Origin of the sequence: Corynebacterium sp. SCR221107 (genome assembly GCF_027886475.1) — a bacterium.
Classification (GTDB): domain Bacteria; phylum Actinomycetota; class Actinomycetes; order Mycobacteriales; family Mycobacteriaceae; genus Corynebacterium.
The window spans coordinates 1,493,739-1,515,810 of record NZ_CP115670.1 but is presented as its reverse complement, the minus strand read 5'-3'; the positions used below and the strand labels follow the sequence as shown (position 1 = coordinate 1,515,810).

16 protein-coding genes and 2 rRNA genes are annotated in these 22,072 nt (G+C 58.2%); 1 reads left to right on the top strand and 17 read right to left on the bottom strand.

Annotated elements, in window-relative coordinates:
- The first annotated feature begins 65 nt into the window (after nt 1-65).
- Nucleotides 66-1,640: a peptide MFS transporter gene (locus tag PAB09_RS06655; protein WP_442873724.1), complete on the top strand. Its 1,575-nt coding sequence runs from the start codon at nt 66-68 to the stop codon at nt 1,638-1,640.
- A 32-nt stretch (nt 1,641-1,672) separates the two neighbouring features.
- Here PAB09_RS06655 and bioD read toward each other — a convergent pair whose 3' ends face one another.
- The 17 genes from bioD to PAB09_RS06570 all read right to left on the bottom strand — a co-directional run bounded on the left by bioD (nt 1,673) and on the right by PAB09_RS06570 (nt 22,027).
- Nucleotides 1,673-2,281 carry an ATP-dependent dethiobiotin synthetase BioD gene (gene bioD, locus PAB09_RS06650; protein WP_271035215.1) on the bottom strand — a complete coding sequence of 203 codons (609 nt, stop codon included), beginning with the start codon at nt 2,279-2,281 and terminating at the stop codon, nt 1,673-1,675.
- A gap of 176 nt (nt 2,282-2,457) precedes the next feature.
- Nucleotides 2,458-3,282: a segregation and condensation protein A gene (locus PAB09_RS06645; protein ID WP_271035214.1), complete on the bottom strand. Its 825-nt coding sequence runs from the start codon at nt 3,280-3,282 to the stop codon at nt 2,458-2,460.
- A 25-nt stretch (nt 3,283-3,307) separates the two neighbouring features.
- Nucleotides 3,308-4,180, bottom strand: a complete 873-nt coding sequence (locus PAB09_RS06640; RefSeq protein ID WP_271035213.1) for a ParA family protein — start codon at nt 4,178-4,180, stop codon at nt 3,308-3,310.
- A gap of 393 nt (nt 4,181-4,573) precedes the next feature.
- Nucleotides 4,574-5,665: a hypothetical protein gene (locus tag PAB09_RS06635; RefSeq protein WP_271035212.1), complete on the bottom strand. Its 1,092-nt coding sequence runs from the start codon at nt 5,663-5,665 to the stop codon at nt 4,574-4,576.
- Nucleotides 5,666-5,904: 239 nt separating this feature from the next.
- Nucleotides 5,905-6,834 carry a site-specific tyrosine recombinase XerD gene (xerD, locus tag PAB09_RS06630; protein ID WP_271035211.1) on the bottom strand — a complete coding sequence of 310 codons (930 nt, stop codon included), beginning with the start codon at nt 6,832-6,834 and terminating at the stop codon, nt 5,905-5,907.
- Between the two features lie 226 nt (nt 6,835-7,060).
- Nucleotides 7,061-7,720 (bottom strand): NUDIX domain-containing protein, encoded by a 660-nt coding sequence (locus tag PAB09_RS06625; RefSeq protein ID WP_271035210.1) that lies wholly within the window; start codon nt 7,718-7,720, stop codon nt 7,061-7,063.
- A gap of 148 nt (nt 7,721-7,868) precedes the next feature.
- Nucleotides 7,869-9,527 (bottom strand): CTP synthase, encoded by a 1,659-nt coding sequence (locus PAB09_RS06620; RefSeq protein ID WP_271035209.1) that lies wholly within the window; start codon nt 9,525-9,527, stop codon nt 7,869-7,871.
- A 427-nt stretch (nt 9,528-9,954) separates the two neighbouring features.
- On the bottom strand, nt 9,955-10,902 hold the full coding sequence (locus PAB09_RS06615; RefSeq protein ID WP_271035208.1) for a copper transporter: 948 nt from the start codon (nt 10,900-10,902) through the stop codon (nt 9,955-9,957).
- Between the two features lie 11 nt (nt 10,903-10,913).
- Nucleotides 10,914-12,098, bottom strand: a complete 1,185-nt coding sequence (steA, locus tag PAB09_RS06610; protein ID WP_442873723.1) for a putative cytokinetic ring protein SteA — start codon at nt 12,096-12,098, stop codon at nt 10,914-10,916.
- A 128-nt stretch (nt 12,099-12,226) separates the two neighbouring features.
- Entirely contained in the window at nt 12,227-13,969 is a 1,743-nt protein-coding gene (recN, locus tag PAB09_RS06605; RefSeq protein ID WP_271035207.1) for a DNA repair protein RecN, read from the bottom strand.
- A 168-nt stretch (nt 13,970-14,137) separates the two neighbouring features.
- Nucleotides 14,138-15,136: an NAD kinase gene (locus PAB09_RS06600; protein ID WP_271035206.1), complete on the bottom strand. Its 999-nt coding sequence runs from the start codon at nt 15,134-15,136 to the stop codon at nt 14,138-14,140.
- 3 nt (nt 15,137-15,139) lie between these two features.
- Nucleotides 15,140-15,970: a TlyA family RNA methyltransferase gene (locus tag PAB09_RS06595; RefSeq protein ID WP_271035205.1), complete on the bottom strand. Its 831-nt coding sequence runs from the start codon at nt 15,968-15,970 to the stop codon at nt 15,140-15,142.
- Between the two features lie 135 nt (nt 15,971-16,105).
- The gene (locus PAB09_RS06590) at nt 16,106-16,330 is read right to left on the bottom strand and encodes a hypothetical protein (protein WP_271035204.1); all 225 of its coding nucleotides are present in this window, start codon (nt 16,328-16,330) and stop codon (nt 16,106-16,108) included.
- The gene (locus PAB09_RS06585; RefSeq protein ID WP_271035203.1) at nt 16,321-17,304 is read right to left on the bottom strand and encodes an HAD-IIA family hydrolase; all 984 of its coding nucleotides are present in this window, start codon (nt 17,302-17,304) and stop codon (nt 16,321-16,323) included. The genes PAB09_RS06590 and PAB09_RS06585 overlap by 10 nt, the downstream gene beginning before the upstream one ends.
- A gap of 144 nt (nt 17,305-17,448) precedes the next feature.
- A complete protein-coding gene (locus tag PAB09_RS06580) occupies nt 17,449-18,597 on the bottom strand; it encodes a hypothetical protein (RefSeq protein WP_271035202.1) in 1,149 nt (382 codons plus the stop codon).
- 123 nt (nt 18,598-18,720) lie between these two features.
- A 5S ribosomal RNA gene (rrf, locus tag PAB09_RS06575) occupies nt 18,721-18,837 on the bottom strand.
- Nucleotides 18,838-18,939: 102 nt separating this feature from the next.
- Nucleotides 18,940-22,027 (bottom strand): 23S ribosomal RNA (locus tag PAB09_RS06570).
- Between the last annotated feature and the right edge of the window lie 45 nt (nt 22,028-22,072).

The window sequence follows — 22,072 nt, the reverse complement described above, 5'->3', positions numbered from 1 at the left end:
CACATTACTGAACATCGTTCAAAACATTGCCCTATATGCCTCGTTCTGTAACCACATAGGCAATAATGCATTCTATGACTCAGCTTGAACACCGTTCAAGGCAGCCCTCCTTTAAGGGTGAGCCGACCGCCTCAACCGCCCATCGCCACCGCCACCCTTTGGCAACCGCCTCACTCATCAGCATCGAGGCCTGGGAACGCTTCAGCTTCTACGGCATGCAGGCGATCCTCGTCTTCTTCCTCTACTACTCGACCACCGAAGGCGGCATCGGCCTCGACAAGGCCCAGGCCACCGCGCTCATGGGTGCGTATGGCGCCTTCCTTTACTTGTCTACCTTCATCGGTGGCTGGCTCGGCGACAACGTCCTTGGCCCCGAACGCACGCTGCTGACAGGTGCCGGTTTATTAGTGGCCGGGCACGGCGCCATGAGCTTTGCCACTTATATCCCCACCCTCGCCGTGGGATTGTGCCTCATCGCCATAGGATCGGGCAGTCTGAAAACCGCGGCAATCACGATCCTCGGCGCAGTCTACGAACAACGAGCCCAGGTGCAAGGCGGCCTCCACCCCACAACCGGCGACCGCATTGACACCGATCGTGATACCGGATTCCAGTTCTTCTACCTGGGCATTAACATCGTTGCCGTCGCAGGTCCCCTGCTCACCGGCTATTTGTCGACCCGCTACAGCTTCCATGTTGGATTCGCCGCCGCGGCAATTTTGATGATCATCGGCGTCGGCATCTACCTGGGGCTGCGCCGCCGAATGCTTGCCGAGCTGAGTGCAACGACTCTACGCCGCATCTCGATGCCCGCACGCCCCTGGACTACCACAAAGGTCCTAGGAATTGGCGGTGCGGGCCTGGGGGCACTTGTCCTGGTGGTTTACTGTGTTGCCGCAGGCCAGCTTGCGCCGTCGTCGCTGGCGCGCTTTTTGCTCATCGGTACCCTGTGTGCCGCCCTTGCGCTGTTTGTGGGCATGTTCTTTTCAACGTCTGTGACTGCCTCCGAAAAGCGCACCATGGTTGGCTTCCTTCCCATTTTCTTCGCGGCCTGCGCTTTCCAATCGGTGACCAATCAAATCTATGGCGTTCTCGCGGTGTACTCCGACCTCCGGCTCGACAGGAACGTCCTCGGCTTTGAGGTTCCGGCGGCATGGACCCAAGCCCTGAATCCGGCCTTTTTTGCTCTCATGAGCCTGCCGATCATCTACCTGTGGCGCAGACTCGGGGATCGTGCACCGCGCGCGGCCACCAAAATGTCTTTCGGAGTAATTATCGCTGGATGTGGACTTTTCGTCCTCATCCCCTATGCCGGGGGCGGTGCTCACTCGACGCCGTATGCGGTCTTGGCAGCAGCCGTCTTCATCATCACCCTCGGCGAGATGTTCATCGGACCCATTGGCATGTCCGCCACGACCACCCACGCGCCGCGTGCCTTCCTCACGCGCTTCTCAGCCCTCTATTTTCTCACCTTTGCCATCGGAAACTCCCTGGCAGGTTCCCTGTCCTCCTTCTATAATCCAGAAGACAAGGCCACAGAAATCTCCTACTTCCTGTGGTGCGGATTAGGGGCGATCATCATCGGCATCCTCTGCTTTGCATCGACCAGGTTCATCGACAGGTTACAGCGACCTCACTAAACGGTCGCTGTCCCGGAGTGCACAAACCAGGCCTACAAGTCCTCAGGCAGGAAGATCGTCTTGGTGGCCTGGGCAAATGCCTCCCCGGCCAGAGAGCCAACCCCATCGTTGAGGCTACCGATGAAGGGCACGCCGGTCGCCTTGGAGACCTCCATGAGGATGAGGCGGGTCTTGAGATCGGCCCCGGCGGGAAGCTTTCCGCCCAATACCCCTATGACATTGGCCCCGCAGGAACGGGCAAAACGTACCGCTTGCACCGCAAGACTCACCGCGCCCGGTGCCATCCCGGAAACCACCACCAAGGGGGCCTCCAGCTTCGCCGCGATGTCGGCAATGGTCATGTTGTCGCGCAGGACGACACTTAATCCTCCCGAGCCTTCCACGACGACCATCTTGCCAGCGTCGGAAAGCCTTTTGACGGCCGCGATCGGGTCTGCCTCGTCTGAAAAATCAACGCCCTTGACCCCAGTCAGCTTCTCGATCGTGCCGATATCCCCCTCGCGCTGGTGGTTGGCCAGACGGGCAACCTTGACCGGAAACACCTCGCGATGCCCACGATCTTGCAGAACGCGAACCAAGGCGGCGGCCGCGGTGGTCTTGCCTACGCCCGAGGACAAGCCGGCCACAACGACGATTCCCACCTTTCGCCCCTTCATAGCTTCTAGCGGATGAACTCTCCAGTCACATCGATAGTACTTGTTCCGACCCAGCTAAGGGTCATCGAGGTCGACAAGCACAGTCCACCTGGCAACTTGATTGGGTTTACTTGCTCCACCAAGTAGTGATCTGAATCCACTTCTTCAGAAAAATACAGTGTCTAGCTCCAATTCGAGGCGGCAACGACCGCGGGGTCGACGTCAAGGCCGGTCCACGCCACCAACAATTCGCTTAATGATTCCTCCTGTTCGACTCCCACCGCGCGCGCCTTGTAGAGCTCCAACAACGCGAGGAAACGACCGACCACCTGCATGGATACGGAACAATCCCGGGTAAGCGCATCGAAACTAAGCCAGGTGTCCTTCCCGGCCAGGCGCAAGGTGTCGAGGATCTTACCGGCCTGTTCTGGCACCGACACCGCCACCTGGTGGATGTGCCCGGTTGCTACGGTCTCCGGGGGCTTGGGCCGAAATACGCCTGCGGCCATCTCGGCAAAATCAGCCGGATCCATCCCCAAGACGACTGGCGGTAGAAGGTCAGCAAACTGCTCCTCCATGCCCACTTGGCGTGGGTAGCGGCGCTGGGCCTTGCGCTGCCATTGTGCAAACATGTCCGCCACTTGCTTATAGGCCTTGTACTGCAAAAGCCGAGCAAAAAGCAGATCGCGGGTTTCAAGGAGTTCGAGATCTTCCACGCTTTCGACTTCACCGCGCGGGATGAGCCGGGCTGCCTTTAAGTCCAACAAAGTTGCGGCAATCACGAGAAACTCAGTGATCTCATCGAGTTCGGCATCGCGTCCAAGCTGGCGCGTATAAGCCACGAACTCGTCCGTGACCTGTGCGAGCGACACCGCCGTCACCTCCAACTTCTTGGAGTGAATCAGCTGCAGCAAGAGGTCGAACGGCCCCTCGAAATTGTCCAAAACCAGCCGGAACCCCGTGATCTCCGGCTGGTTATCGGGCACCTGTGGCGCGCGCGGACTCATCTGTGCCCCTTCACCTTGCCCCGCACTAGCCCTCCGTGCGCTCGATAACCTCGCGAGCGAGCTGGCGGTATTGCGCGGCTCCTTGGGAATTCGGCGCCCACGTGATGATGGGCTCACCCGCCACTGACGTCTCAGGGAAACGAACGGTGCGGGTGATAACGGTATCGAAGACCTTGTCATCGAAGACTTCGACCACCCGCGACATCACCTCACGGGCATGGCTGGTGCGACGATCAAACATGGTGACAAGGATGCCGACGATTTCCAGATTGAAGTTGAGGCGGTCGCGAACCTTTTCCACCGTATCTGTCAGCAATGCCAGACCACGGAGGGAGAAATATTCGCACTCCATGGGAATGATGACTCCCTGCGCACAGGCAAGAGCGTTGACCGTCAACAACCCCAGAGAAGGCTGGCAGTCCAAGATGATGTAGTCATAGTCCTTCATCACTGGGCGCAGCGCGCGGGCTAGGGTTTGTTCGCGGCCGACCTCATTGACCAACTGGATCTCGGCAGCGGACAAGTCAATGTTGGCCGGTACCAGATCAAGGCCTGCCACCGCGGTGTGATGAATCGCGTTGTGAATGGAGGTGCGGTTATCCACCATCAAGTTGTAAACGGTGGTTTCCAGCTCGTCGTGCGGCACGCCGAGACCTGCAGACAGTGCACCTTGCGGATCCAGATCCACTAAGAGCACGCGACGGCCTACCTCGGCCAAGCAAGCTCCGAGGTTGATGGTGGAGGTGGTTTTGCCCACCCCACCCTTTTGGTTACACATGGCTAAGATCGTGGCGGGCCCGTGCTTTTCGCGTGGCTCAGGTTCCTTGAACTCCCGCAGGGGACGCCCGGTGAGGCCGACCTTGATCTCGGGCTTATCAAAAAGTCCCGATTCACTCATGTCTAGTCCTTTCACTTGACCACAGGAGACGGTTGTCCAACTGTGCCGGGTTGCACAAATCTAGAACCTAAGTTACACGCATGAAAGCCGCAATACCGTCGCGACCCCTCATTTCGCGCCCCGGAATGCAGGCCATGGGCGTCGTCAAGCATGAAAACACAAGCTACAACGGCGCGACATAGGCAGGCTACGCCCAACGCCGATGGACGCACACTTCCGCAGGGCAGGCGGCGTGACTACCTACCTCAGCAAGCCAAGCGAGAACGTAGCAGCGGGCATAGGCCCTGGGCGCAGCGGATCAGCGCTGCCACAAATCCACAGATATCAAGCTTCACAACTAGATTTTCGATATCAAACACCCGTTTTGCACGATGGCTGCCCCTACGTTCCTGGCTAGGATTTGCGTGCGCGGCGGTGCCTTCTTGCAGCACGCAAGGAGGCGATCAGCGCGATGATGACAGCCAGCACCACCACGGCAACGGCAACAACAGCAATGACAAAATTGCGATCGCTGGAGCTGCCTGCGTCGCTGACAACCGCCGTGCCGCCATCCTTCGTGGTGAGTTTGCCCGGCGAGGTAATCGTCACCACTGCTGCAGCCGAACCGTCAGAGGAATGCAAAACCTGAATGATAAAGGGATTATCAGGTGTCTGACCTTCTGGATAGGTCAACGTCAACCGACGCGCCGCCTTGTCGATATCACGACGTACGCCTTCGATGACTTGGCCCTCGCCGTCGACGTAGCGCACGTCGACGGAGCTCGGATCGTTGCCGCCGAATTGGTTATAGAGATTGAGCGCCTGCGTCATGCTGAGCTGGACGATGAGTTGGTTTGCCTGAATCTCCCCGGCGAGTTCGACCTGCGGTGCTTGCGTGGTATCGAGAGCTGGCGCGAGCCCTCGAACCGGGCGTGGGGCGGGATTGTCCGCACTATATCCATCACCGTTGCTGCTACCTGCGCCACCGCCGGATTGTCCCTCCCCGACGATGCCCGAAGCGCCAGGCGTTGCAGGTTGCCCCGCGTCACTGGAATCTGGGGTACCGGCGCCGTCCGCGCCGGATCCGACCCCACCAAGGTTAGGGTCGTTGAGAATCTCATCGACGCTTTGCCCATCCACGCTCGCCTCCGTGGCGCTGGCCTCGGCGATAATAGTGATCACCGAGCTGTAGCCACCGTAGCTGACCGGCACAGAGGTCTGCCCGCCACCGGCGGGTGCGGTAACTGATACGGACGTCCCTGAGGAGACGATGGTAAAGCCATCCTGGTTCGCGTTCACATTCAACGCAACACCGAGATCAACCGTTGTTGTCTGCCCGGCGGGTACCACCACTGGGCCCTGAGCGTGGGCTTCGGTGAGCAGATCCGGATCCGGGCTGACCACCGCCCCCGTAGTAAGCGCTCCTGCGGCGATTGCTGCAGCCACGAGTTTGTGCCCGAGTGTTTTCTGGGCAGCGGATTGGTGGCGGCGATGACGTCGGTTCACGTGTATTCGTCTTTCGTTTTTATGGGCCTTGCTGAGTTTTCTCAATCATAGAAAAAGACCCCCTCTTTGTGGGGCAGGGCCTACCCTTGCGATGGTTCATGCGCCTTGTCGATGGTACGCACCTGAGATGAATATGTGAAATGGAGGCGGTCTCTGGCAATGGCGGTATGGGGTGGCGGCCTAGGCGATGCCGTGGTACTTCGTGATGTCTTCACGCACGCGCCGGCGTATTCCGGTTGTCAGGCGCGCGGGTGGCTGCTCGCCCACGCCGCGCGCAGGCTATCGGCAGTGACATGAGTATAAATCTGGGTGGTGGTCACCGATGAATGCCCGAGCAATTCCTGAACCACACGCACGTCTGCCCCACCTTCTAGTAAATGCGTGGCGTAGCTGTGCCTGAGCGTGTGTGGCGAAATGTCCTCTGTGATCCCGGCTGCCAGCGCCCGTGATTTCAGCACAGCCCATGCGGATTGTCGAGACAACGCCCTGCCACGCGTGTTGAGAAAAAGCGCGGGGCTCAGCCCCCTCGCTAGTGCAGGGCGGGCGCGCACAAGGTAGCGGTCGACGGCTTCCCTGGCCTTCGACCCCAGCGGCACCATCCTTTGCTTATTGCCTTTTCCCGTCAATAGTAAGAAATCAGTGGCCCGGTGATAGTCATCGACGTTCAAGGACAGCACCTCAGAAATTCGGGCTCCGGTCCCATACAGCACTTCAATGAGCGCGGCGTCTCGAAGGTCAACCTCCGTGGCGTTTTCTTGTACTGGGATTGCCTGGATGAGCGCTTCGACCTGGGCCACGCTCAAAGTATCTGGCAGGTGTCGCCCGGCGCCAGGCGGAGAAACGTCCGCCGCAACATCGCGCGGAACCTCGCCTTCGAGCAACGCAAACCTGTGCAAGCCTCGTGCCACCACCAGCGCACGTCCGGCGGAACTGGCTGCCAGTGGTGCCCGTCGCGTGGCCTGATCCCCGCGGCGCAGGTAGGCAACGTACCCTTCCACATCCGTGGCGGAAACGCTGGATAACTCCTTGCGCCCAAGCTCTGAGAGGTATTTCGCATACCGGTCGAGATCGCGTGTGTAGTTGGAAAGGGTGTTTGCGCTTACCCCCCGTTCGACGCTGAGGTGAACCAGCCAGCGCTGTGCCAGTTCCTTGATATTGCCTTCGCTCACCGCGGGATTTCCCCCTTGTGACGATCCCTTCTCATGTACTCACCCCTTCGCGCTCCCACCTCATGCGGTTGGCAACGATCCAACTTTCTAGCAGCCGACCGATCGGCATCGCCTAGCTCATGGGACCGACCAAGAAAATGGCGTCCCATTCCCACCTCGCGCGTCGCACACTTAATCGATCGGTCACCGACATGTCCACCGCTCATCGCCTGCTTGCCGACGCAGCCTAGCGTGGACTTCTTCCAGGCTTCTTTTTCATGTCACCGCTCAAGCCCTCCGCCTGCCTACGGCTCGACAGCGCGGTCGGACGGATCTCGAAGGGTTCTTCTACGCTTCTGACTTGTGCGCTGGCGAGGGCCTGCGCGGCAGTCATGATGCCTGCAATTGCGATGGAGTTGTAGACCTTGCCTGTCATCACCATGTCAACGGCCTGAGGGAGGGGAACCCAATGCAGCGTGAGGTCTGCTTCCTCCTCTTCCGCCTCGGGCCGTGGCGTTTCACTCAGCTGCTGGGCAAGGTACACCCGCACCGATTCATCGCAGAATCCTGGGCTGGTCACCAGATCCACCAGCAGCTGCCACTGCTGCGCCTTGACACCAGCTTCTTCCCTCAACTCCCGCTGAGCGCAATCGAGCGGGTCTTCATTGGCGACATCCAACAGACCCGCGGGCAACTCATACAGCCGTTGCCCGACGCTACGACGATATTGATGGACGAGCGCGATGTTTTCCCCATCGAAGGCAACAACGGCGACGGCCCCGAAATGCTCAACAATTTCACGCGGCGCCGTGCCACCACCCGGCATGGTTACGATATCGCGACGCACCGCAAGGATGGGTGCGTCGACTAACAGCTCGGAGGATACAGCACGGAAGTCAAAAGCCATGCCCTCTAGCCTAGTAAAGGACGTACCACTTACGCATACGCCAAAGCCCGCCCCACACACCGTGCAGGTATGAGGCGGGCACGAGTTCGCCACCACGCAGCGCCTGCGACATGCTCACAGGCTCCGTCGGGGACGGTGGCAGACTAATCTAGCGGGCGTTGCGATAGTCGATAGCGGCAGCAACAAGTCCCTTGAACAACGGATGCGAACGCGTCGGACGCGACTTGTACTCGGGGTGTGCCTGAGTGGCGACCATGAACGGGTGCGCCTCCCGCGGGTATTCCACGAACTCGACCAACTGGCCGTCCGGGGAAGTACCCGAAAACTCGAGGCCAGTGCCCTCGTGGATGAGATCCCGGTAGGCGTTGTTGACCTCGTAGCGGTGGCGATGGCGCTCAGAGACCTCGGTGGTTCCATAGAGCTCTGCAACCAAGGAGCCTTCGGCGAGCCTGGCCGGGTACGCCCCTAGGCGCATCGTGCCACCCAAGTCGGCCTCGCCGGACACAGCCGCCTGCTGCTCGGCCATCGTCGCGATCACGGGCGACTTGGTATCCGGGTCGAACTCGGTGGAGCTGGCATCGTCAATGCCGGCGTGGCGGGCTGCCTCAAGCACCGTGCACTGCAATCCCAGGCACAGGCCCAGGAATGGAACCTTGTTTTCGCGGGCGTAGGAAATGGCGTTGATTTTGCCCTCAATGCCGCGCACGCCGAAACCGCCCGGCACGACGATCGCGTCCAGCTCCCCTAGTTGCTCGGCAGGGTTGTCGCCGATGTCGTCGCTGGTAATCCACTTCACGTTGGCCTTGACGTGGTGCGCAAAACCGGCGTGGCGGATGGCCTCGGCCACGGACAGGTACGCATCTTGGAGGTCGATGTACTTGCCGACGATGCCCACGTTGACTTCACTGCGCGGGTTGCGCACCCGGTCGAGCAGATCGCCCCACTGGGTCCAATCCACGTCGCGGAAAGGAAGCCCCAGCTTGCGGATGACGAAGGTGTCTAGGTGCTCCTTGTATAGCACCTCAGGAATGTCGTAGATGCTGGGTGCATCCGGGCAGGAGACAACACCTTCTTCTTCGATGTCGCACATGAGCGCGATCTTCTTCTTATGGGAGGCGGGGGTCTCCCGGTCAGCACGAAGGACGACCGCATCGGGCACAATACCGATGGAGCGCAGTTCCGCCACGGAATGCTGGGTGGGCTTTGTCTTGAGCTCACCACTGGTTGCCAGGTAGGGCACCAGCGAGCAATGAATGAAAAAGATGTTGTCGCGGCCGACCTCGTGGCGAACCTGGCGAGCGGCTTCCAGGAACGGCTGGGACTCGATGTCACCTACCGTGCCACCAATCTCAGAGATCACGACGTCAGGGCGATTTCCCTGGGCATCAGGCTCGGCCATTGCAAGGATCCGGGACTTGATCTCATCGGTGATATGCGGAATGACCTGCACGGTCTTACCCAGGAACTCGCCGCGGCGCTCCTTGGCGATGACGCTTGAATACACCTTTCCGGTGGTCACATTCGCATTCTTGGTCAGGTTGCGATCGAGGAAACGCTCGTAGTGGCCAAGGTCAAGGTCGGTCTCGGCACCATCATCGGTGACGAACACCTCGCCGTGCTCAAACGGATTCATGGTGCCAGGATCGACGTTGAGGTACGGGTCCAACTTTTGCATGGTCACGCTCAGCCCGCGAGCGATGAGCAATTGGCCGAGGCTGGCTGCTGTCAACCCCTTACCGAGGGAAGATACGACGCCTCCGGTGACGAAAATAAACTTGGTCTCATGTCCAGTAGTGCGCTGCGACATTGGCATCCTTACAGGGGTGTGCAGTATCTGCCTAGACACCAGTTGGCGCCCAGGGTGTCACCCGACAGGTTATCTGGCACCGACGCAATTTGCTTTCCGACGCTTCCCAGACCGCACACACGATGCTGGCAAAACCTAGCGTGACGTTGGCGAATAGGGAAAAGGGGTGCGGAAACACAAAATCCGCAGGCACACGATCTGTGGTGACCTACGGGCTTTCAGCATAACATGACAAAAGACGGGAAACAATACAGCTATAGAAATTACGCTTGGCCTGCGACTAAGCTCGTCACGTCGATTAAGTAGCTCCGCCTTCGGCAGATTTATCGCTTCACCACTTAACACCAAAAAATCCCCCCACACCCACGAGAAGCAGGGTCTGAGGGGACGCAGACGAGAAAAATACCGCGGACTGGTCACGCCGACTCTAGGAGCCCACTGGGCTTGGCGAGGCGGCATCCGCACTGGCCGCGGCACCATAGGCGCCGGCCTTAGCATCAAGCTGTTCGCGCGCTGCCAGTACCGTTGCGACGGCACCCCAGGCTTGATCCACCGAATCAACCGTGGACACCTCCTGCCTGGACAGTGCGTTATCGCGCAGCTTCCCCACGACTCCGGTGTCAGACGCCGACTTAATGCGTGCAGCAACAACGACGCCCGAGCCCCTGGAATCCAACGCCCTGGAAAAGGCCACTTGATTCTCGACACTCACCGAATCGCCAGTGCCGTCATCGTCGCCCAGGACAAGCACGATAACTTGTGCCGGAAGGATCGTTCCTTCGTCATAACTGATGAACTCGGACTCCTTGAGTGCGCCTAGGACGATCGCCCGCTCTTCCGGTGTCGCCTGCGGCTGTGCCGAGTCCTTGTTGAGCATCAACGCGCTTCCCAGCGCCTCTCCGGCGTGCGTGCCCGAATCAAGCTGCTCTGTCGACAGCTGCGCGCCCGCGGGCAACGTTGTGGAAACAATGTTCTTTAGCCCATCGGCGCCGTCACGGGAAAAGAACTTCTCCGTCAACGTGATGGTACCGGAGTCAACTGCACCGGCCGATCCCAGCAGATGTTTCACACTAGAGACATCATCGTCGCTGGCATCCGCGCTGCGCAAAACCAAGACGGGGCGTTCTTTCAATGAATCCCTGACCGCCCCATCGGCCATTGTTTCGATGAAACCATCGGCGCTTTTTGCTTGCACATCCTGGATCTCTATCTGCTGGTTCGCATCCGCGAGCTGCGTCTCAAGTGAGTCCCGCACCTCGTTGCTTCCGCCTGCGAGGTTGGGAGCCAAAACGTAGGTTCCCAGGGCGATGCCTCCTGCGAGCCCGAAGGACAAAGCCGAGATCACGGCGCCTACGCGCCCCTTCTTCTTAGCCACTGGAAATTCTCCTACTTGAACAGGCCCTGAACCGTCAGGGCAATATTGTTCCAGGTGTCGATCATGTTATCGACGAAGCTGCCGTCACCGCTGGTGCCGGCGATCAAGGCCACGACCGCTAGGGCGACGACGATGCCGAGCAATGCCCACAGCCAACCCAAATTCACGTTGGAACGCACGGTGTAGAGCTTTGAAATTGCCGTGGCGTCTACCAGCTTCGGTCCGAGTTTGATTCGCGAGACCAAAGAGGACGGCTGTGAGTTCTCGCCGCCGGCAAAAATGGAATCCAAACTCGTCGGAGCGCCGACGTTGACGATGAGCTCCGCATCGTGGAACTCGGCCAGAAGCAATGCCAAATCCGTTGCGGAATCAATGGCGGCCGGGAAGGTCATCGCACCGATGCCAAGATCCTGGATGCGTTCCAGACCCGCTGCATGCCCGTTGGGCTCAGCGGGCAAAACGACGCTCGCCCCGGAACGAAGGGCATCAGAACCAATCCCCGAAGGGTTACCAACGATCAGATCCGGCGTGTAGCCAAGCTCCACCAAGGTATCTGCCGCGCCATCAACGCCGATGATGGCGGGGGAATACTCTCGGATGAAGTTGCGCAACGCTTTTAAGTCACTGCGGTGTCCCTCGCCCGGGCTTACCACCACGACCTTGCGATCCTTCAGCGACACTGAGACCTCGGGGATTCCGAGGCCGTCGATCAGCAAGGGCGACTCAGATTGGATGAACTGGATGGTGTTGCCGAAATAGGCCTCCATGTGATCGATCAACGACTGCTGGGCCTCCTCAAAGGAGGCCTCGGCATGCTGGAGTGTAACCACCTCGCCGGCACCGATGATCTTATCCCCGAGGAAGAGCTCCCCTTCGTCGGTCAGCCGAGCCTTCTTGCCGTCTTTGAAGGTGTCCCATATCTCAGGGCCTGCCTTCTCAACCAGAGTAACGCCGCCCTCAATGAGGATCTGAGGCCCAAAATTGGGGATTGCACCGGTGGTGAACTCGGCAACGTTCACCACTGCCGCTGGCTTCACATCCAAGAGCTGGGTTGCGAAGGCACGCGAGATATCCGGAGCGTCGATGACGGCGATGTCACCCTCGCTCAGCTTCTTGAGACCCTTGGAGTCAGGCCGACAATCGCGCGCGGTGGCTTGCAGCCCAGGCAACTCATCGTTACGGGAGAACAGACTCATGCGCACTATTTTTGCCAAAGTGATGCCACTTCTGAGTTAGGCGCGCGCAAGCACGGGCGTTTTTCCTCATTGCGCTTTCATCCAATGCTCAGAGAAAGACCCAGCCTTTGGCGAATCGGGCGACAATGCTAGGACACGCGCATTCGCTCGACTTCCGCGCGCGCCTTATCTAGAAGCTCTTGGGCATGGGCGCGTCCCGTGTCGGTGTCGTCGAGTCCGGCGAGCATTCTTGCCAGTTCTTCAACCCTGCGCTCATCACTGAGGGTTTCCACCCCAGAAGTGATGGACTCCTCCCCTACGTCCTTCGAGACATGAAGGTGGGTATCCGCAAAGGCGGCAACCTGGGGAAGGTGGGTGACCACAATGACTTGGTTGTCGCCGGCGAGGCGAGCAAGCCTGCGACCGATCTCCACCGCAGCCCGACCACCAACTCCGGCATCCACCTCGTCAAAGACAAGCGTGGCACCCCGAGTACCAGTTGAAAGGATAACCTCCAATGCCAGCATCACACGCGAGAGTTCACCGCCGGAAGCCGAGGTAGCCAACGGGCGAGCCTGAGCTGCTTGGTTGGCAGCAAGGAGGAACTCTACCTCATCGCATCCCGTCGGACCTGGGTCGCGCTTGCTCAATGAGACCACAAACCGTGCCTTGGGCATTGCCAATCCGTGCAGTTCCTCAGTCACCTCCTTCTCGAGCCGGCTGGCAGCCTTTGCTCGAGCGGCGGTCAGGGCCTTTCCAGTTCGCTTCACCTCCTTGAAGGCAGCAGCTACTTTTCGGCCCAGCTCCTCGAGCACCTCCGGCGACACGTCAATAGACGACAGGCGCTTTTCTGCCTTGGCCAGCCATGTGAGAACACCTGCAACATCGGGGGCATATTTGCGCGTGAGCCCTTTGAGTTCTTGTTGCCGAACAAGGAGCTTCTCCAGTTCCTCCGGATCCGCAGGCAAGCCCGAAAGATACATACCCAATTCTGAGGCGACCTCATTGACGATTGCCGTGGCATCTGCCAATCGAGCGCCCAGCTCTTTGAGCGCTGGATCAGAGCTGGACTGAAGTTGGCCCAAGGCTTCTCCCAAAAGATCAGTCGCACAAGCGACATCTTCGCCGGCAGAGCCCCCAAACTCCTCCAAGGCGGATGGCCCATCGAGGGCACCGAGCGCGCCGGTTGCCTGCTCGCGCAGCTCATCGACATCTTGTAGGCGACGAATCTGTTGCTGGAGCTCCTCGTCCTCTCCTACCTCCGGATTGATCGTGGTTATTTCCTTGATCGCAAAGGAAAGACGATCGGCTTCTTGCGCGAGATCCATGCGAGATTTCGTGCGCTCATCAAAGTCACGCTTGAGGCTGCGCCATGTGGCATAGGCGGCCTTGTATTCCATGCGCAAAGCCACGATGCTTTCATCGAGTCGGTCCAAAGCCTCGAGCTGCTTATCCGGCCCCAGAAGACGCAGTTGGTCATTTTGCCCATGGATGGTAAGTAGCTCTGAGCTGAATTCGGCCAAGCTTGCCGCGGGAACCGATCGCCCACCCAGGTGCGCCCTGGAGCGCCCCGAAGCCTTAAGTACGCGGCTGGCGATAAACTCCCCGTTCTCATCGGGGATAGCTCCGGCAGAATCCGCGATGTCGCACACCGCAGTGCGAACGGAATCACTCAGCCCCTCGACGACAAAGCGTCCCTCGACGACTGCTTCCGACGCGCCGATGCGCACCCGTGAAGCATCCGCCCGACCGCCGGTCAACAGGCGCAGCCCGGTGACCACCATGGTCTTTCCGGCACCGGTCTCACCTGTGAGAACCGTCAACCCGGGCGAGAGTTCCGCCGTTGCTCGAGGGATGACGCCGAGGTTCTCGATCGTGATGTCTGCAAGCATGAGGCCATCATAGCGCACTTTCGCGCAAACTTTGGAACAACTGTGCGAAAAACCTGTGGACGTCGGCAAGCAATTCCTAGTCCGAGGCTTGCACCAGCAAAGATAACTGCATCAAAATGAGCAAATACCACAGAAATTCGATACTCGAAAATTCATTCGTGTTCGAAGCTAATACTTGCCGGAATCGTCCTCACAATCGGCAGCTTCTTGCGCATCAAAACCCTCTACTAGGGAAGACTCAGCGTTCGATCGTTTATGGCTCATACCACGCCAACCTTCGACAGGCAGGCGCAACTTGGTCACGAGACGGTCGGTGAAGGGAAGGTCGTCGAGGCGAATCCACTTGACCGAGCGGAAGCCCTTGCGCACGCTCACGCTGGAACCCGCCGGCATGTCGATATTGCGGAAACCATCCATTACCGCCGTCGCACTCGAGGTATTGGGCTTACTTTCTACCTCTACTACTGAGTGCGGGCTGACCACCAAAGGCTTGGTAAACAGCGCGTGGGCATTGTTCGGCACAACGAGTATTGCATCCAGCTCCGGCCATAATACTGGCCCGCCTGCAGAAAACGCGTAGGCAGTGGAGCCGGTCGGAGTGGAGATCAACACGCCATCGCACCCAAAGGAGCTCACCGGGCGGCCGTCGACGCCCAACACGGCGTCGAGAACACCGCGTCGATTGTTGTTTTCGATGCTGACCTCGTTCAGCGCCCATCCATGACCAATTTCCTCGCCGTCCGCATCTCGTACCTCAACGTCAATGGTCATGCGTTCTTCGACTCGATAGTCACCTGCGACCACACGCGCAATTGCCTCGTCGAGCGAGTCTTTTTCCCATTCCGCCAAGAAACCAACATGTCCTAAGTTGATGCCAAGAACTGGGATATCAGCCTGGTGTGAGAGGTCAGCGGCGCGCAGGAACGTGCCGTCACCGCCAAGAACCAGAACCAGCTCCACCCCAACAGTCGCCTTTGGCCCATGGGTGACCCGCTTGAACTGGCTGAGCACGGGGTGATTTTCAATCGTCGTATCGTTGGGGTGAACGAGAACGCGCACGTCAATGCCTGAATCATGCAAAAGCTCAGCCGCCAAAGCTGCCGAGGCGACATTGCTGCGACGTCCCGTATGAGGGACAAGTAACACTGTGCGAGGATGTGCATGCATGTTCTACTGAGGTCCTTTTTCAACCGCGAGGGAGACCAACGCTTCGATCTCCTCCCTAGACTTTACGGGGTGCGCGCCATCGGCGGAGCCTTTCTTTAGCCATAGGAAATATTCCACATTCCCGCTCGGTCCAGGCAGCGGGCTGGCCACCACATCGACCAGGCTAAGCCCCAACGTTTGCGCAAATTCCGCCACATCAGCGGTGACCTCCGCCCTCAATTGTGGGCTACGAACCACCCCTCCCGATCCGAGACGATCCTTCCCGACCTCAAACTGGGGCTTGACCATCGGCAGCAAATCCGCCCCTTCGGCAAGACACTCTACGATCGCCGGCAGCGTAAGGCGCAAGGAGATAAACGATAAGTCTCCGACCATGAGGTCGCACGGCCCTTCGGTCATCTCGGGGGTGAGATGGCGAATGTTGGTGCGATCGAGAACCAACACGCGCGGATCGTTTTGCAGTCGCCAGATCAGTTGCCCGTAGCCCACATCGACGGCAACGACGCGCCTTGCTTGCCGACGCAGGGCAACGTCCGTAAAGCCTCCCGTTGAAGCGCCCGCGTCAAGCACCTTCTTTCCCTCGAGGGACAGGCCCTTCGGCTCGAAGGCCTCCAAAGCGCCGAGCAACTTGTGCGCTCCTCGCGAGGCCCAATCATCGATAGCATCTTCTTCTACGCGAATGGAGACCTCGGGAGTTACCTGGGTAGCCGGCTTCGTTGCCAAGATACCGCCCACATAGACGCGACCACCTTTGATGAGGTCTTGCGCCTGTTCGCGCGAACGGGCAATCTTGCGACGAACGAGCTCCGCATCCAAACGGTAACGACCAGCCACTTCCAGCACTCCCCAGCGAAAAAACGATTACTATGTCAACCCTGCAAACCTACACCACGGGCCTGATACTGGGTCCTACTGACCTCTTCTTCCATCACTGTGATGGCTCAATCAGGACACGGTGGCATCTTCGCGTTACTGCAACGCCTCGTGCAAAATCTGATGCGCCCGGGACAACACCTCCGCCTCTTCAGCCAAGGTGTCCACGTCTTGTGCCAACGCCTCATTGACCTTGGCTTCCACCTCCTGTGGGGTGATGGTCTGCTGCCTCGGATCATGCGGAATCGGGGCACCGGCGCCTGGTCGCGGCTGTGTGTGTGGCAAAGAACCAGGGTTCGGCCGCGATGCTCCTATAGCCATGACGCCACGGCCTTGTCCGCGAATTCACCTACGGTGTGCACCTTTCCCGTGAAGGTATCCCCAGCCCAGGCCTTCTCCAATACCGTGCGCAGTGCCTGCACAGAGGTTGAGTCGACAGTGCCTCCGCGCAATATGAGGTCGGCACCATCTAAATCGCACACAAAACCGCCACATTCCGTGGGGAGCAATTGCTCCCGTGGCTGGAAAAGATCCGTCAGGTTCCGCGCAATAAACGTCGGGCGTTCAGCAGGAATGGCATGAACCAGCGCCCAATGCTTCGAAACACCGGTGAGGACGTGGAATACGTCCATGTCCGCAGCCACTCCTCCGGCGATATCTGTATTCAAGCGATCGCCGACAGCCAAGGGACGCGAAGCACCTACCATTTGTGCCGCCTGATAGAACATTGCTGGCTCCGGCTTGCCGGCGGAAACCGGCACGACGCCGGTCGCCGAGGTCACAGCCGCAACCATGGAGCCGTTTCCCACCATCAATCCGCGCTCGGCGGGCAAGGTCGTATCTAGGTTAGAGGCAATGTAACGGGCGCCGCGATGAATAGCTAACGCGGCCTCAGACAGTTGCGCCCAGCCGGTCTCAGGATTATGTCCGTGCAGGACAGCCTTCGGATTGGCGTCGGCCGAATCGACCACCGTAAACCCTGCGTCGGCGACAAGGTCTTTGAAGGACTCAGCGCCTAGCACGTAGACACCATCGCCTTGCTTCAATTCCTCCGACGCAAGCCACACGGCTGCCTGCGCTGCCGTAAGCACCTGCCCAGTCTTAGTCGGAATCCCCATCTGGGTCAGCATGTCCGCTACCACCGAAGGGTGTCGGGAAGCATTATTGGTGATGTAAACCACCGACTTATCTAAAGCATTGACACTATCAACTGCGCCTTCGATAGCTCGTCCGCCCTCCCAGACGGTACCGTCGAGGTCAAAGAGAAAAGCGTCATATTCACTGCTGATAGTCATGACAACCACCTTAGTGGAACGCCCCTCTATTCCCCCATTCCACTGTCAAAGACGCCAACCATTCGAACCAAAAATCAAGAACCTGCGGTCACCTTTTATACAAAGTGACGGCAGGTTCTTCTCAGATGCGGGGGCTAGTTGAAGCTAGCCGAGTTCGGCCAATCGGTCTTCAGCGTCAAGCCATCCCTCAACATCTTGTTCCTTGGCGTGCCCAAACCACTCGCGTGCCTCCTCGAGACGCCCGGCTGACGCTAACGCATCCGCGTAAGCATAACTCAATCGAGCCATGGTCGGGGTCTTCTTCTTCGGGTTGGGATGTGCTTGCAGCAAGGTGGTCACAGCGGTGTCTAGCTGGCCGAGATCCGAACGAGCACCCGCGACGACAATGGCAAGCTCAACCCTCGTTTCCGCATCCAGCTGAGAAGGTTCGAACTCCTTAGAAATCTCAATGGCCTTCTCCGGACGTCCCAGGCCGCGTTCGCAGTCGGCCATCACAGCAAGCAAGCCAGGACCACCCGACATGCGGCGGGCAGCGCGCAGCTCCGACAGTGCTTCCTTCCACTCGCCAGCGTGATAGGCGGCAATGCCGGCGGTTTCGCGAACCACAGCAACGCGTCCGGCGCGGTCCTTGGCGGCGCGGGCGTGGCGCAAAGCCAGTTGCGGGTCATCGGCCATCCACATCGCGGCCATCAACAAATGCCTAGCTACCGCTTCTGCATTATCGTTGGACAAGACTTTCAGATCCTGCAGTACCAGCGGATCAAGATCCTTGATGTCAAGATCGCTAGGAAGATCTGGTTCGTTTTGGCGGCGTTGGATGCGCTCCTCGCGATACCCCGCGCGCTGCGGCCCGTTCTGATTGAAGTCACGGCCCTTGCCGCCTCGCTGCGCGTGGCGCTTACCACCGGTGTTGCCCTTAGCGCCTCGGCTATCGCGTTCGCCGCCAGCGTAACGACGAGAGCCCGACTCCTCATTGCGACGTTCATAGCGGCGCTCACCATCACGGCGCTCATAGCGGCGTTCGCCGTCGCGTGATTCACCGCGCCGCGAATCGCTACGGCGGTCATCTCGTCGTTCGAAACGACGCTGCCCATCGCGTCCCTCAGAGTGTCCATAGCGCCGCTGCTCTCCATCGTCATTGCGGCGACCGTAGCGGCGTTCGCCGTCATTACTACGATAACGATCGCCCCCGCGATTACCCTGACCACCATGCCCGCCGTGGCCGCGGCCAACACGGGACTCGGAGGTGCGATGGGAGTTACTGTCTTTACGGTATGGGCGATTGTCTGCCATAAGGTTTTCCTCAATCAATAGGGTGCACGTGATTGTAGACATGCGAAAAGAGCGTGTGTAGTGAAGACAAGGGATATACCTTACCTCACTACGCACGCTCTTGTCGTTCACTTTGAAGTTTTTGGTCGGCGGTGACTTACTCTCCCACACCCTCCCGGGTGCAGTACCATCAGCGTGATTGGGCTTAGCTTCCGGGTTCGGAATGGGACCGGGCGTGTCCCCAATGCTATGACCACCGACACGTGTTATTGGAACAATAGGTTGTTTGTTGGTGTTGGTGTTGTGTTAGATACTGCATAGTGGACGCGATGATATTGTTGTTGTTTTGTTTTTAGCAGGATGTTTGTTGTTTGTTGGTAAATTAGTACCAGTCGTCTGCACATCTTGCGATGCTTCCAACTCTGGCCTATCAACCCCATAGTCTGTGGGGTACCTCGAGTGAAACCTCATCTTAAAACAGGCTTCCCGCTTAGATGCTTTCAGCGGTTATCCCTTCCGTACGTAGCCAACCAGCGCTGCTACTGGCGTAACAACTGGCACACTAGAGGTACGTCCGTCCCGGTCCTCTCGTACTAGGGACAGCCTTCTTCAAGTTTCAACGCGCGCGGCGGATAGAGACCGAACTGTCTCACGACGTTCTAAACCCAGCTCGCGTGCCGCTTTAATGGGCGAACAGCCCAACCCTTGGGACCTACTCCAGCCCCAGGATGCGACGAGCCGACATCGAGGTGCCAAACCATCCCGTCGATATGGACTCTTGGGGAAGATCAGCCTGTTATCCCCGGGGTACCTTTTATCCGTTGAGCGACACCACTTCCACACGTAGGTGCCGGATCACTAGTCCCTACTTTCGTACCTGCTTGAGTTGTCACTCTCACAGTCAAGCTCCCTTGTGCACTTACACTCAACACCTGATTGCCAACCAGGCTGAGGGAACCTTTGGGCGCCTCCGTTACATTTTAGGAGGCAACCGCCCCAGTTAAACTACCCACCAGGCACTGTCCCCAACCCAGATCATGGGCCAAGGTTGAGGTGCTCAATCCGATCAGAGTGGTATTTCAACTTGCGACTCCACACCACCTAGCGATGATGCATCAACGTCTCCCACCTATCCTACACAAACCGAACCAAACACCAATACCAAGCTATAGTGAAGGTCCCGGGGTCTTTTCGTCCTGCCGCGCGTAACGAGCATCTTTACTCGTACTGCAATTTCACCGGGCCTGTGGTTGAGACAGCAGGGAAGTCGTTACGCCATTCGTGCAGGTCGGAACTTACCCGACAAGGAATTTCGCTACCTTAGGATGGTTATAGTTACCACCGCCGTTTACTGGGGCTTAAATTCTCCGCTTCGCGCACCGCAAGGGTGTGCTAACAGGTCCTCTTAACCTTCCAGCACCGGGCAGGCGTCAGTCCGTATACATCAACTTCCACGTTTTCGCACGGACCTGTGTTTTTAATAAACAGTCGCTTCCCTCTATTCTCTGCGACCACCACCAGCTCAATCAGTCTGTCACCAGCAGTGGTCCCCCTTCTCCCGAAGTTACGGGGGCATTTTGCCGAGTTCCTTAACCACAGTTCACCCGAACGCCTTAGTATTCTCTACCTGACCACCTGTGTCGGTTATGGGTACGGGCCATGTACACACTCGCTAGAGGCTTTTCTCGACAGTATAGGATCACCAACATCCCCAACAATGGGTACGCATCACGCCTTACCCTTATATGTGATACGGATTTACCTATATCACGGGCCACACGCTTACACCACAATCCAATAAGTGGCTTGGCTACCAACCTGTGTCACCCCATCACTTGGCTACTACCAGATCAGGTCCCACGCACGCCCACCACAGATACAACAAGTTGCATATTGTGATGCTTGTGGGTGGTTAGTATCCCCGATTCACCATTGGGCGCGTATACACGGGTACCAGAATATCAACTGGTTGTCCATCGACTACGCCTGTCGGCCTCGCCTTAGGTCCCGACTCACCCTGGGAAGATTAGCTTAACCCAGGAACCCTTAGTCATCCGGCGGATATGTTTTCCACATATCATTCGTTACTCATGCCTGCATTCTCACTCGCACACACTCCACACCATCAAGTTACCCAGGTGCTTCATCGTCGTGCACGACGCTCCCCTACCCAACCAACAAACAAATGTTGATTGCCGCGGTTTCGGCGGTGTACTTGAGCCCCACTACATTGTCGGCGCAGAACCACTCGACCAGTGAGCTATTACGCACTCTTTCAAGGATGGCTGCTTCTAAGCCAACCTCCTGGCTGTCTTCGCGATCCCACATCCTTTCCCACTTAGTACACGCTTAGGGGCCTTAACCGGCGATCTGGGCTGTTTCCCTCTCGACCAACGGAGCTTATCCCCCGCAGTCTCACTGCCGTATTCTGACTTCACTGGCATTCGGAGTTTGGCTGACATTGCTAAGATTGTGGTCCCGCTCAACCAACCAGTAGCTCTACCTCCAGGAAGAAACACACGACGCTGCACCTAAATGCATTTCGGGGAGAACCAGCTATCACGGAGTTTGATTGGCCTTTCACCCCTACCCACAGCTCATCCCCTCAGTTTTCAACCTAAGTGGGTTCGCGCCTCCACAGCATCTTACTGCTGCTTCACACTGGCCATGGGTAGATCACCCCGCTTCGGGTCCAGAACATGCCACTAAAAACACCCTCGTTAGGATTCGCTTTCGCTACGACTACCCCACACGGGTTAACCTCGCGACATGCCGCTGACTCGCAGGCTCATTCTTCAAAAGGCACGCCATCACCCCACAAAAGAGGCTCTGACGGATTGTAAGCACACGGTTTCAGGTACTATTTCACTCCCCTCCCGGGGTACTTTTCACCATTCCCTCACGGTACTATTCCGCTATCGGTCAACTTGAGTATTTAGGCTTACCGGGTGGTCCCGGCAGATTCACAGCAGATTCCACGAGCCCGCTGCTACTCGGGGACACCAACAACACAACCAACACCACCTTCACGTACGGGACTCTCACCCTCTACGGCAGGTCATCCCAAACCACTTCCGCTAACAGCATTGACATTGCGCACCCAGCTGGCAGACCAGGAACAGTTGAACCCCACAACACCACACACACAACCCCTGCCAGGTATCACATGCACATGGTTTAGCCTCATCCACGTTCGCTCGCCACTACTAGCAGAATCACAATTGTTTTCTTCTCCTACGGGTACTGAGATGTTTCACTTCCCCGCGTAACCCCCACACCAGCTATGAATTCACCAGTGGGTAACCGCACATAACCACGGCCAGGTTTCCCCATTCGGACATCCTCGGATCAACGCTTTATTGGCAACTCCCCGAGGCTTAACGCAGCCTTACACGTCCTTCATCAGCTCAAGCTGCCAAGGCATCCACCGTGTGCCCTTAACCAAACAACACACACACAAAAAATTGCCAAAGACAAAAAATACTAAAAACAAAGA

Coding starts and splice junctions, on each gene's coding strand:
- PAB09_RS06620 (WP_271035209.1), bottom strand. CDS start 9,527: ATGTCGCAGCGCACTACTGGACATGAGACCAAGTTTATTTTCGTCACC.
- PAB09_RS06645 (WP_271035214.1), bottom strand. CDS start 3,282: ATGAGTCCGCGCGCGCCACAGGTGCCCGATAACCAGCCGGAGATCACG.
- PAB09_RS06600 (WP_271035206.1), bottom strand. CDS start 15,136: ATGCATGCACATCCTCGCACAGTGTTACTTGTCCCTCATACGGGACGT.
- PAB09_RS06625 (WP_271035210.1), bottom strand. CDS start 7,720: ATGGCTTTTGACTTCCGTGCTGTATCCTCCGAGCTGTTAGTCGACGCA.
- PAB09_RS06585 (WP_271035203.1), bottom strand. CDS start 17,304: ATGACTATCAGCAGTGAATATGACGCTTTTCTCTTTGACCTCGACGGT.
- PAB09_RS06590 (WP_271035204.1), bottom strand. CDS start 16,330: ATGGCTATAGGAGCATCGCGGCCGAACCCTGGTTCTTTGCCACACACA.
- steA (WP_442873723.1), bottom strand. CDS start 12,098: ATGAGTCTGTTCTCCCGTAACGATGAGTTGCCTGGGCTGCAAGCCACC.
- PAB09_RS06640 (WP_271035213.1), bottom strand. CDS start 4,180: ATGAGTGAATCGGGACTTTTTGATAAGCCCGAGATCAAGGTCGGCCTC.
- PAB09_RS06580 (WP_271035202.1), bottom strand. CDS start 18,597: ATGGCAGACAATCGCCCATACCGTAAAGACAGTAACTCCCATCGCACC.
- recN (WP_271035207.1), bottom strand. CDS start 13,969: ATGCTTGCAGACATCACGATCGAGAACCTCGGCGTCATCCCTCGAGCA.
- PAB09_RS06655 (WP_442873724.1), top strand. CDS start 66: ATGCATTCTATGACTCAGCTTGAACACCGTTCAAGGCAGCCCTCCTTT.